Source organism: Lysinibacillus sp. UGB7 (assembly GCF_049058285.1).
Classification (GTDB): domain Bacteria; phylum Bacillota; class Bacilli; order Bacillales_A; family Planococcaceae; genus Lysinibacillus; species Lysinibacillus sphaericus_B.
In genome coordinates, this window is sequence record NZ_JBMGUV010000030.1 from 12,668 (window position 1) to 25,020 (window position 12,353).

General features: G+C 37.3%; 12 protein-coding genes. All 12 read left to right on the forward strand.

The features are described 5' to 3' along the window. The first annotated feature begins 5 nt into the window (after window positions 1-5). The 12 genes from ACOMCU_RS21475 to ACOMCU_RS21530 all read left to right on the forward strand — a co-directional run bounded on the left by ACOMCU_RS21475 (window position 6) and on the right by ACOMCU_RS21530 (window position 12,164). Window positions 6-437: a hypothetical protein gene (locus ACOMCU_RS21475; RefSeq protein WP_421051338.1), complete on the forward strand. Its 432-nt coding sequence runs from the start codon at window positions 6-8 to the stop codon at window positions 435-437. Between the two features lie 12 nt (window positions 438-449). Continuing rightward, on the forward strand, window positions 450-1,226 hold the full coding sequence (locus ACOMCU_RS21480) for an ABC transporter ATP-binding protein (protein ID WP_010857364.1): 777 nt from the start codon (window positions 450-452) through the stop codon (window positions 1,224-1,226). Further along, complete coding sequence (locus ACOMCU_RS21485; RefSeq protein WP_421051340.1) at window positions 1,198-3,132, forward strand: FtsX-like permease family protein; 1,935 nt, start codon at window positions 1,198-1,200, stop codon at window positions 3,130-3,132. Before ACOMCU_RS21480 ends, ACOMCU_RS21485 begins: the two co-directional genes overlap by 29 nt. Before the next feature lie 141 nt (window positions 3,133-3,273). Continuing rightward, complete coding sequence (locus tag ACOMCU_RS21490) at window positions 3,274-4,821, forward strand: fatty acid--CoA ligase family protein (RefSeq protein WP_421051342.1); 1,548 nt, start codon at window positions 3,274-3,276, stop codon at window positions 4,819-4,821. A gap of 413 nt (window positions 4,822-5,234) precedes the next feature. Continuing rightward, the gene (locus ACOMCU_RS21495; protein WP_419185155.1) at window positions 5,235-5,882 is read left to right on the forward strand and encodes a VTT domain-containing protein; all 648 of its coding nucleotides are present in this window, start codon (window positions 5,235-5,237) and stop codon (window positions 5,880-5,882) included. A gap of 391 nt (window positions 5,883-6,273) precedes the next feature. Beyond that, complete coding sequence (locus ACOMCU_RS21500) at window positions 6,274-7,503, forward strand: EAL and HDOD domain-containing protein (RefSeq protein ID WP_421051343.1); 1,230 nt, start codon at window positions 6,274-6,276, stop codon at window positions 7,501-7,503. Between the two features lie 216 nt (window positions 7,504-7,719). Then, window positions 7,720-8,568 carry a YitT family protein gene (locus ACOMCU_RS21505; RefSeq protein WP_010857369.1) on the forward strand — a complete coding sequence of 283 codons (849 nt, stop codon included), beginning with the start codon at window positions 7,720-7,722 and terminating at the stop codon, window positions 8,566-8,568. Between the two features lie 55 nt (window positions 8,569-8,623). Then, the gene (gene cccB, locus ACOMCU_RS21510; RefSeq protein ID WP_010857370.1) at window positions 8,624-8,947 is read left to right on the forward strand and encodes a cytochrome c551; all 324 of its coding nucleotides are present in this window, start codon (window positions 8,624-8,626) and stop codon (window positions 8,945-8,947) included. Between the two features lie 215 nt (window positions 8,948-9,162). Beyond that, window positions 9,163-10,098 (forward strand): HPr(Ser) kinase/phosphatase, encoded by a 936-nt coding sequence (gene hprK / locus ACOMCU_RS21515; protein ID WP_421051345.1) that lies wholly within the window; start codon window positions 9,163-9,165, stop codon window positions 10,096-10,098. Between the two features lie 42 nt (window positions 10,099-10,140). Then, the gene (gene lgt, locus ACOMCU_RS21520; RefSeq protein WP_421051346.1) at window positions 10,141-10,959 is read left to right on the forward strand and encodes a prolipoprotein diacylglyceryl transferase; all 819 of its coding nucleotides are present in this window, start codon (window positions 10,141-10,143) and stop codon (window positions 10,957-10,959) included. 16 nt (window positions 10,960-10,975) lie between these two features. Continuing rightward, the gene (gene ppaX, locus ACOMCU_RS21525) at window positions 10,976-11,617 is read left to right on the forward strand and encodes a pyrophosphatase PpaX (RefSeq protein WP_010857373.1); all 642 of its coding nucleotides are present in this window, start codon (window positions 10,976-10,978) and stop codon (window positions 11,615-11,617) included. A 4-nt stretch (window positions 11,618-11,621) separates the two neighbouring features. Next, window positions 11,622-12,164: an acyltransferase gene (locus ACOMCU_RS21530; protein ID WP_010857374.1), complete on the forward strand. Its 543-nt coding sequence runs from the start codon at window positions 11,622-11,624 to the stop codon at window positions 12,162-12,164. The last annotated feature ends 189 nt before the right edge of the window (window positions 12,165-12,353 follow it).

Here is a 12,353-nt window from a genome sequence, read left to right on the forward strand (position 1 = left end):
CAAGAATGAAAGAAGTACGTATTGAAGATTGGATTTTAAATATTGAGGTTGAAAAAACAACAGCTATGTATGAGCAAGTTACAGAAGTTTGTGATTGCCTATATTGTGAAAATTTTCGTCAGGCGAGTCTTTTACTTGATGAAGAGGTGCTGCATTTTTGTCATGTACTTGGGTTAGATTTACATAAGCCAAGTGGCATGAATGCTTTTCCTGTAGAGGGAGAACAAGTGATGTACAGTGGCCACTACACAATTTGTGGGGACATCATTGCTGGTGAATTTGAAGCCTGGGATATAGTCGTTGGAACGCATTGTTTTAGTCTTATCGAGGCGGATGACAAGAAGCCAAGTTTAGGAACGGAGCCGCATTTTCATATCGGCTTTGAAGTTGTTTTGCAATGGCAATTACCGGAGTCTATGGAATTAATCAAGAAATAAGGTGAATAAGGTATGCCTATTTTACAAATAAAAGATGTTACAAAGGTGTATGAGGGGAAGGTAACTCATCGTGCGCTCAATCAATTAAGCTTTGAAGTAGAAAGCGGTGAGTTTTTGGCCGTCATGGGTCCATCTGGAAGTGGAAAGACCACATTACTAAATATTATCTCTACGATTGATGAACCAACAAGTGGAGAGATAATTTTAGCTGGGATGAATCCCCATAAGTTGAATGCAACCGAACTTGCTTTTTTTAGGCGACGTCAGCTTGGATTTATTTTTCAGGACTTTAATCTATTGCATATGCTGACAGTGGAAGAGAATATTGTGTTACCGTTAACACTTGATCAGCAACCATTAGAGGTCATGGAGGAGCGGCTTGCAAGTATTGTAGAAAAACTTGACTTAACTTCCTTCTTGCAAAAACGACCGAATGAAATATCAGGTGGGCAGGCGCAGAGAACAGCGATTGGACGTGCACTTATTCACAATCCGAGCCTTATTTTAGCAGATGAGCCAACGGGAAATCTAGATTCTAACTCTTCACGTGATGTACTTGAACTTTTAACCAAGGTAAATAAGGAGAGACAAACGACGATTGTCATGGTGACGCATGATCCAATTGCAGCAAGTTATTGTGATCGCGTGTTATTCATAAAGGACGGAGAGTTTTTCAACGAAATTTATAAGGATGATCGCCGTCAAATGTTTTTCCAACGAATTTTAAATGTATTGAGCTTACTAGGAGGAGGGCAAGTAGGTGACCTTTCGACAATTCGCTTACCGTAATGTCGTGCGGAACAGCCGTATTTACGGTGCCTTTTTTATGGCAAGCTTTTTTTCAGTAGCCGTATTTTTTATCTATTCAATGCTCATGTTTCATCCAGATATTGAGCGAGGAATCTTAGGAGAAGTATCACTAATTGGGATGATAGGTGCAGAAATTGTACTCGTCCTCTTTACGTTATTCTTTTTATATTATTCCATGAGTGCATTTTTAGAGGCAAGATCACAAGAGTTTGCGATTTTATTGCACTTAGGTATGGAAAAACGCCAGATGAATAAGCTTATCTTTTTGGAGACAATGATTATTGGTGTAGGTTCGATAATCGTTGGCATTATTTTCGGCTTTTCATTTTCAAAGTTTTTTTTCATGATTGTACGAGAAATTTTGCATTTAGAGCAATTACCGCTCTATGTATCTTGGGAGCCGTTTTTACTGACCATTGGCGTCTTCACAAGTGCCTTTGTGGTCATTTCTTTTATTAGCGTGTACTTTTCACGAGAAAGAAAATTGCGTGATCTAATAAAAGGAGACGCTTATATAAATAGCACTGCCACTTTTTCAAAAGTTCGCGCGCTATATGGGATAGCATTAATTTTATCGACCTATGCACTGGCATTCATAGTTTCGCACACATCAATGATTGGTTTAACATTATTAATACCATTCTCAGCAACCTTTGGAACATATTATTTTTTTAGTGACTCAGTACCATTCTTTTTAGATATAGCACGTGGCCAACGGAAATTCCATTGGCAACGTTATCGCCTTTTGTCACTTGCAGAACAGACACACGTTATGATGGATAATGTGAAGATGTTCTTTGTCGTAACGATGGTGTCAACAATGGCGTTTTTATCTGTTGGGGTATTGGCCACAATGTCCTCGTATACGACACAGTATGACCGTTTAAATCCTCTTGGGCTTATTTATAAGGGAGATGTCGACAATCAGTATGAAGGTAAGCATATTAACTCTCTTCGACTACAATTGGAGGACAAGGGTCTGTCTTATCATTTATCTCGCTTTGTAGTTATAAAGCAAACCTCTTCATATACACACAATGAGGTCGAAGTATTCCGAGAATCAGATATGAACGTTTTGCTCACTTCATTTAGTTATCCGATGCTTAATCTAGCTTCGGGTGAAGCAGTTTTCATTCCTTATTCGGAGGATTCCTTGAAAAAACTTAAAAATAAAGTGGTCCATACGGTACTAGAAGAGAATTCAATTCCTTTAATCATTGATAGTGTATACCCTGAAATTGTGTTTCCTGGCTCTATTGTAAGCGTAAATTCTATTGTCATTAGCGATGAGGACTTTATAAGACTGATTAAGCCTATTGCGGATGAAAAAGTTGTGCAACCGAGCTATCATCTCTTTACGTTCTATATTCCCCAATGGATGGAAACGAAGGAAATTGGCAAGGACATTGATGATTTAGCGACGACCGAATATTTTATTAAGAAGGATAAACATAGCCCATTCTATTTCGAAAATGCAGGATTAAATTATTCTTATATACTAGCTACTTACTCATTATTTACTTTGGTAGGTGTGTTAGTGGCGACGGTATTTTTACTCGCGGCGGGTAGCTTTGTGTACTTTAAATTGCATACTTCTCTTGAACGAGAAAAGCGAAAATTTGATGTGTTAAAACGAATGGGTCTAACAGATACAGAGCTGAAAAAACTGGTTAATCGTCATTTGTTTCCCCAATTTTTCTTGCCATGGGGTGTTGCAATGATGCATAGTGCTTTTGCTTTTCTTATGGTTCAGAGAATATTGAAGGACATTGCCAATATTTCGATTGTTAAGGAAGTTTTCTTTGCATTTGGTTTTTTTGTATTAATACAAGTCATTTATTTTTATTTAATTCGTTGGCGATACATCTCACATATACGTTCTTAAAAATATGCTTAAAAGAGAGAAAAATGATATTTTTAACGCAAATTACGACATGGAATAAAAAGATTCATTGTCTTTTAGATATATTTCTTATATAATATTAATGAATAACGATTCATTTTATACGATAAGGGGATGGTGTAATTGAATTTAGTTTCATGTGTTCGTCAGCAAGCGTTAGAGCAACCAGAAAAAGTTGCGTATCATTTTATGGGGAAAGGTACGTCTTATGGTGAGTTTGAAAACACAGTTAGTCGCTTTGCACAGGGGTTACAGGATTTAGGGGTACAAAAAGGGGATCATGTGGCATTTTTACTCGGCAATACGCCACATTATTTAATGGCTTTATATGCAACACTGCGTTTAGGTGCAACCGCAATTCCAGTGAATCCAATATACACGCCAGATGAAATATCATATATTTTGCATAATGGTGATGTAAAGGCTGTCATTGCACTCGATGCATTACTTCCATTAGTTGAAGTGGGTGTACAAGCCTTGCCTCAAGTCGAGGTATTTATTATTTGTGAGACTGCGGCAGATGCTGCGGAAAAGGTAGCTTCTTTATCAGATGCAGCTCGAGCTAAAACACATTTATTTACGCAAGTAATTGCCACTGCTTCAGGCTCATTAGAACCAGTAGAAGTAGCGAATGATGAAAATGCTATTATTTTATACACATCAGGTACAACGGGCAGTCCAAAAGGTGCGATGTTAACTCACGGCAATATTTACTCAAATGCTCGTGATGTAGCAGATTATCTAGGCTATCAAGCAAATGACCGTATCATTGCAACTTTACCAGTTTTCCATGTATTTGCACTAACAGTTGTTGTAAATGCACCATTAATTAGTGGTGCAACGGTATTACTTGTTCCACGCTTTAGCCCGGCTGAAATATTCGAATTAGCGAAGCAACATAAAGCAACTGTCTTTGCGGGAGTACCGACGATGTATAATTTCTTGTATCAATTACCTGAGGGCAATCCAGAAGATTTCTCGTCAATACGTTTAGCAATTTCAGGTGGCGCATCACTACCTGTTGCACTATTACATAATTTCGAAGAGAAATTCAATGTACGTGTATCAGAAGGTTTTGGCTTATCGGAAGCTTCACCCGTAACGGCATTCAACCCTTTAGATCGTGATCGTAAAGCAGGTTCAATTGGTACATCCATTAACAACGTTGAAAATAGAGTGGTTGATGCCAATGGACAAGAGGTACCTGTTGGCGAAGTAGGAGAGCTAGTTGTTCGTGGACCAAATGTGATGAAGGGATATTACAAAATGCCTGAAGAAACAGCTATGGCTATTCGTGATGGCTGGCTATACACAGGTGATCTAGCTAAAGTTGACGAAGAAGGTTATTTCTATATCGTTGATCGAAAAAAGGATATGATTATTGTGGGTGGCTATAATGTTTATCCTAGAGAAGTAGAGGAAGTGCTTTTTACACATAAAAATATAGTTGAGGCAGCAGTTGTCGGTTTCCCAGATCCTAATTTTGGTGAGGCCGTTCATGCATACGTAGTTCTTAAGGAAGTAGCAGCAACTACGTCAGACGATATTTTAACGTATTGCACAAAACATATGGTGAAATACAAAGTGCCGAAAGTAATTGAAATTATGGAAGAACTACCGAAAAATACAACAGGTAAAATTTTACGTCGCTCGTTAAAAGAAAAAGTATAGAGTAGAGGGACAGCCAGTCAAGCAGGACCTCACAGTTGCATTAGCAACTGAGGGGCTTGCCAATCCAACTCGAAAAGACAGTGAACTTTTTCACAACAAAAAATTAATAGTATAATCCAGAAAGAAATTTGACAAAGAGCTTTAAGACAGCTCTTTTTTTTTATGTCGTAAAAGACATAAAGTGAAAATTAACAACTAATGTGGCTATTAAATTAGTTGAGCACGCAAGGCTGTAATGATAAAATCAGTCATGTGCAAAACTTCTACATACTTTAAAAGAGCAAGTCATATAGTGAGGGGAGTAGTAACACAAATATAGGTTAAACATCTGTATATAGACTGGAACCCTTTGATGCATAGGAGCGTCAAAGTTTTTAAGTAAAATTTAACTGAAAGAGAGCATACAAAAAATGATAGGACTCGTACAAGAGTTAATTAGTTTTATTATGCATATCGATGTGCATTTGGAAGAAATCATTCGTGATTTTGGTAATTGGAGTTATCTCATTTTATTTGCCATAGTTTTTGTGGAAACTGGTGTCGTGATTTTTCCATTTTTACCGGGAGACTCATTACTATTTGCCAGCGGTACATTAACAGCGGCAATGGGTGCGTTTGATTTGTGGATATTAATTCCTGTATTTTTAGCGGCAGCTATTTTAGGAGATACCATGAACTATCATATTGGCCATAAAGTGGGGACATCTATTCCACCAAAGAGCTTCCTCGGCCGTATTATCAAAAAAGAACGGATGGAAGCTGCAGAGAAATTCTTTAATACACATGGTGGAAAAACGATTGTCATTGCACGTTTCATGCCTTTCATTCGTACGTTTATACCCTTTGTTGCAGGGGCAAGTAAAATGCACTATAGCTATTTTTTATTTTATAATATTTTTGGTGCGATACTATGGGTATTCAGCTGTACATTACTAGGTTATTTCTTTGGTAATATTCCAATTATTAAAGATAATTTCTCAGTAGTCCTTATTTTAATTATTATTATTTCTGTTATACCAGCAGTAATTGGTGCGTTTAAATCAAGATTTAGTGCAAAATAAAAAGGTGCCTCAGGAGTGATTCTGAGGTATTTCGGACTGTAGACAAACTTGTGTTTGTTTACAGTCTTTTTTCTGCACTATAGAAAGCGAGAATAATCAGGTTCGAAAAAGTAACTCCCTTGTCGCTGACAAATCCTCTAGCGTCCTCCTTCGCTCGCTTCGTGCGGGGTCTAACTGACACGTTCTTCCACCGTAGTGCCGTAGCTGTTTCCTATACTTCAACGTTAACATCACAATTTAAAGAAATTATAAAAGGGTTAAATTTCCATTTATATAGGAATATACTAATTGCACTATAAGAGGAAAATACTATAGTTTTGAAAAAATAAGCGAATAGAAACGAAAGATGCTATAATAATTACTAGAAAATGGAGAATTGGGGGGCAACGAAATGGAAGTATTTATCGGAAGGCAGCCAATCTTTAATCTTCATGAACAAGTCGTTGCATATGAATTGCTATACCGAAGTAAAAATATAAATTCATTTCCAATGGTCGATTCCGATGCGGCAACAGTTGACGTTTTAGTAAACTCATTTTTAACAATAGGTATCGACGAAGTAACGAAAGGTAAGCCCTGCTTTGTTAATTTTACAGAGAATTTACTTATGAGTTCAATAAATGAATTTATAAATCCTTCGGAAGTTGTTATTGAGATTTTAGAGGATGTACCACTCACACCGAAATTAGTAAACCGCGTAGTTGAACTGAAATCATACGGATTTAAAATTGCTTTAGATGATTTTATTTTAGATGATGACGTACAAATCTATGACGAACTTTTCGTACATATTGATTTTATAAAAGTTGATTTCTTATTGACGTCTTTACTCGAACGAATGCAAATTGAAAATAAGGTAAAAGAAAATTTTCCTCATATTAAACTGCTTGCTGAAAAAGTTGAAACGCGGGACCAATTTGAAGTGGCAAAGCATTCTGGCTACGAATTATTTCAGGGTTATTTCTTTGAGCAACCCCAAATTATTAAAGCAACAGATATACCAGGGAATGCCATTCAGTATTTTCATATTATCTCATTATTAAAAGAAGAGGAGCCAAACATTGAACTGTTGGCTGAAAATATAGAGCGTGATATTTCGTTAACGTATAAATTATTGCAAATGATTAATAATTCTAAAAGACGCCAAAAATCGAAAGTACGCTCTATTAAGCAAGCGATACTCTTGCTCGGTTTAGCGAATCTTCGTAAATGGATTTATTTACTGGCTATGCGTGAAATTGATGTCAATTCGGATTCAGACCTTTTTAAAGAAATCATGCGAACATCACTATTCAGAGCGAAGGTATGTGAAAAACTAGCAAAGCTTTCCTATAAGCAAAATTTCTCGGAATACTTTCTGATTGGCATGTTTTCGTTAATTGATACTTTATTACAGCGACCAATGAATATGATTTTACAGCAATTACCTTTCTCAGAAGAGATTACAGAAACTATTTTAGGTGGTCAAACAGAGATGGCACCATACTTAGAGTTTAGTATGGCATTAGGTAAATTAGATTGGAATCGCTTAGAAGAATTGTCATCTCAACTTAATCTTGATATGACAAATATCGAATTTTTATATAATGAATCATTGGAATGGGCAGAAACCTCATTTTAAAACACAACGAATATGGACAAACAAAATAAGTTACCTGTTACTTCAGGTAGCTTATTTTTTTGTTAATGCCTCTAAAATTCTCATAAATGGACTATACCTTGACAATTCGCTGAATTAACTATCTCTTCATCAAGATGAAGTTCTCAACGTGAAACCTATTTGCTATAATCATCTCGTCTTTAGAAAAATTCAGATAGTTGAAGTGGGCGTGGGGAAATGAATCAAACACAGGATGTAAGAGCAAGTATTTTGGAGTATGTGTATGTTATTGTTGGTGCGGTAGTTGTGGCAATAGGCTTTAATGTTTTCTTATTACCAAATCAAGTGGCGTCTGGAGGAGTTAGTGGAATCAGTACCATTTTGAATGGTTTATTTGGCTGGAATCCAGGACTTGTACAATATATGTTTAATATTCCGTTATTTTTAGCTGGTGTTGTGTTACTTGGTAAAAAATTTGGCGTAAAATCCTTTGTCGGTACAGTGACATTACCATTTGTCGTATTGTTAACGAATAATTGGGAACCATGGACAGACAATCCTTTACTAGGTGCACTTTTTGGGGGAATTGTTGTCGGTTTAGGAATAGGACTTGTCTTCAAGGGGAATGCTTCTACTGGTGGCACTGATTTACTAGCGCAGATTATTACAAAATATACCGGCATAACGCTTGGTACCAGTGTACTGTTGATTGATGGTGTTATCGCTATTAGTGCAGCAGTTGTTTTTGACTTAGAGAAAGGTTTGTATGCCCTAATCGGATTGTATGTGACAACAAAAACGATTGATATTATACAACTCGGCTTTAGTCAATCTAAAATGGTTTATATTATTACGACGAAACAAGATGAAGTCCGTGATGCCATTTATGCTGAAATTAATCGTGGGGTAACAAAATTACCCGCCATTGGTGGATATACAGGGGAAGCAAGACCAGTACTGATGGTTGTTGTCTATCAAACAGAATTCACAAAGCTGAAACAACTCATCAAAAACGTTGACCCATCAGCGTTTGTCATCGTATCTGATGCTTATGAGGTATTAGGAGAAGGTTTCAAACGTGCATAAATTTGGTATACTATCGAGGTAAGATGTTTATCTATTATTATGAGGAGGGGTACTAATGAAGAAAGCAATGTTAACATTAGTGTTCGGTTCTGCAATTTTCTTAGCTGCATGTGGTGGCGGAGACAAAACTGCAACAAATAACAACGAAGGTGCAACTGCTCCAGATGGTGAAGCAATCGCAATGAAATCATGTATTTCTTGCCACGGCGGGGAGTTAAAAGGTCAAGGTAATACACCAGCTCTAAATGATGTAGGCTCTCGTTTATCAGAAGAAGAAATTTTAGATATTATTAATAACGGTCAAGGTAACATGCCTCCTGGTGTTGTTAAAGGTGAAGATGCCGAAGCTGTAGCAAAATGGTTAGCGTCTCAAAAATAATGTTAAAGTGAAAACTAGCGGAGCTGGAGAGCCGCTAGTTTTTTGTTTTAGACAGGAATATACTTTAGTGAGGTTTATAGTATTGCTCATTTGAAAGAATATGAGAGAGATTTCCATAGAGCTTCACCTATTATCAAGTGCAAAATCATTTCTTTTATACATAGACATGCTAAAATAAAACAATATTCAAGTCGTTTGAATGGAGGCTACAAACATTGGTCGTAGTATTAACAAGGGACGTAATGGAGAAATTTAAGTTAGAGCTATTAGGCGGCGAGGAGGGAATCGGAAGAACGATTGCCACAAGCGATATTTCAAGACCGGGACTGGAGATGGCTGGATATTTTACCCATTATCCAGCGAATCGAGTACAGTTGCTTGGCAAAACGGAACTTTCCTTTTTCGAAATGTTATCAGCAAATGTTAAACTCGAACGTATGCGTTTGCTGTGCTCTCAGGATACGCCAGCAATTATTATCTCACGTGACTTAGAGGTGCCTGAGGAACTTATTCAAGCATCCAATGAAAAGCACGTACCAGTTTTTAAAACACATATGACCACAACTAAATTTTCGAGCAGGCTGACAAATTATTTAGAAGGGCGCTTGGCACCAATGACTGCAGCGCATGGTGTTTTAGTCGATGTGTATGGCATCGGTGTATTGATTATCGGAAAAAGTGGTGTTGGGAAAAGTGAAACGGCACTCGAACTTGTGAAAAAAGGTCATCGATTAGTCGCTGATGATTGCGTAGAAATTCGTCAAGAATCAGAAAATTTATTAATAGGTAGCCCTCCGCCACTTTTAGAGCATCTACTTGAAATCAGGGGTATTGGCATTATCGATATTATGACACTCTTTGGCGCAAGTGCGGTGCGACCTTATAAGCGTATTACATTGATAATTGAGCTTGAAATCTGGGATCCAGAAAAGGTATATGATCGTTTAGGTTTAGAAGAAGAAAAAATGAAAATAATTGATACTGAGCTGACGAAGTTAACGATTCCAGTAAGGCCTGGACGGAATGTTTCCGTCATTATTGAAGTAGCTGCAATGAATTACCGGCTGAAAAAAATGGGCGTCAATGCAGCGGAGGAGTTTTCAAGACGATTAGATGAAGTCATTTCATCTACAGATGAGTTAGACGATTAGCTTTCTTCATGTGTGATAGCTAGATAATGAGAGGAGCATAAAATGGACTTATTACTATTAGATATAAACCCGATTGCTTTTCATTTAGGACCTATAGCTGTTCGCTGGTATGGTTTATTAATAGTTTCGGGCATTATTTTAGCGTATTTTGTAGGGCAAAGAGAGGCTGTGAAACGAGGTCTGCCAGAGGATTTTCTAGCTGATCTATTATTGTGGGCAGTTCCCATTTCAATTCTATGCGCGCGTATTTACTATGTATCAATGCGTTGGGACTACTATGGACAAAATCCCGGCAAGATTATTGAAATTTGGAATGGCGGTATTGCTATTCATGGTGCGCTTTTAGGTGCGTTTGCGACAGCATACATATTCACACGTATAAAAGGAGTAAGCTTTTTACGAGTGGCAGATATTGCGGCACCAAGTATTTTAATTGGACAAATTATCGGTCGTTGGGGAAATTTTATGAACCAAGAGGCGTTCGGTGGTCCAGTAACACGTGGGTTTTTAGAAAATCTGATGCTTCCTGATTGGATCATCAATCAAATGTACATCGAAGAATTAGGTACTTACGTACATCCAACGTTTTTATATGAATCTGTCTGGAATTTCATCGGTTTATTAATTTTATTAGCACTGCGTAAAGTGAATTTAAATCGTGGAGAAATTTTCTTTAGTTATTTGATTTGGTATTCAATTGGTCGTTTTTATATCGAAGGCTTACGTACAGATAGCCTCTATTTAGTTGGAGATTTACGTTCGGCTCAAGTTGTCTCGATTATAGGCATTGTAGTGGGTCTTGGTGCGATACTTTATCGACGCTGGAAGGTAAAACCTACTGTGAAATATTTAGATGAATAAATAAGGGGTGCAACACATGGTTGTAAAGGCATTGCTATTTGATTTTGATGGCACTCTACTCAATACCAATGATTTAATCATACAAACATTCATGTATATTTTAGAAGAAAGATTTCCTGGGCAATATTCGCCAAAAGATTGCCTAAATTTCATTGGCCCGTCATTAAAACAGACAATTAGTGACATATCACCTGGGGAAGAAGATGAAATGATTGCAAAATATCGTGCTTGGAATGTGCTGCATCATGATGAGCTTGTGACAGAATATCCAGATGTAGTATCAACTTTAGAGCAGTTAAAGTCGATGGGCATTAAATTAGCAATTGTCTCATCAAAACGTAATGATATGATTGACCGTGGACTTTCAGTACTAGGTGCATCCCATCTATTTGATGAACGCATTGGTACGGATGATGTAAAGAATGTAAAGCCTGATCCTGAGCCCGTATTACTTGCTCTTGAACGCCTTGGGGTATCGAAAGAAGACGCCATTATGATAGGTGATAATTCTCACGATGTGGAGGCGGGACATAATGCAGGTGTAAGATGTGCTGGTGTCGCTTGGTCGATAAAAGGTGCGGATTATTTACAGCAATTCAAGCCAGAATATATGTTGCAACATATGACAGATTTATTTGACATTGTGAAAGAGGGGTAAGCTGATGGCCCGTAAAACGGAACGTTACCGTGTTGAAGGAGCGAACTCGCTATGGAATATTTATGATACGGTGTCCTTTTGGAAGGTGATGAAGTGCTTTATTGTCATTCAAATTGGGCGCATCACACCGTTTTTACGTATGAAGAACTGGCTGTATCGTTCTTTTCTAAAAATGGATATTGGTGATAAAACATCTTTAGCTTTAATGGTCATGCCGGATACAATGTTCCCTGAGCGCATACATGTCGGAAATAATTCAGTTATTGGTTTTAATACGACAATACTGGCACATGAATATTTAATTGAAGAATATCGTTTAGGAGATGTTCATATTGGCAATGAAGTAATGATTGGTGCCAATTCAACAATATTACCAGGTGTTACGATAGGTGACGGAGCAATTGTTTCAGCTGCAACCCTTGTACATAAGGATGTGCCAGCTGGATGTCTAGCAGGCGGTAATCCTATGCAAATTATATTTACAGCAGAACAGATGGTAGAGCGTAAACGCAAGGAAGTTGTAGAATGGAGTACGCCTAAAAAGTAACATAAAACTCACGTTGTGTAGCTACGCAACGTGAGTTTTTCTTTTCCCTATAGTCAGAGGAATAACGATAACAACGAGTACACGTGAACGCTTTGCGTGTCGGAAAACTCACTGAATAAAGCTCTACTTAAAATAAATAGGTGTATAATTAACAGAATAATAAGTGTCTAAATTATTAGAGAATTGATA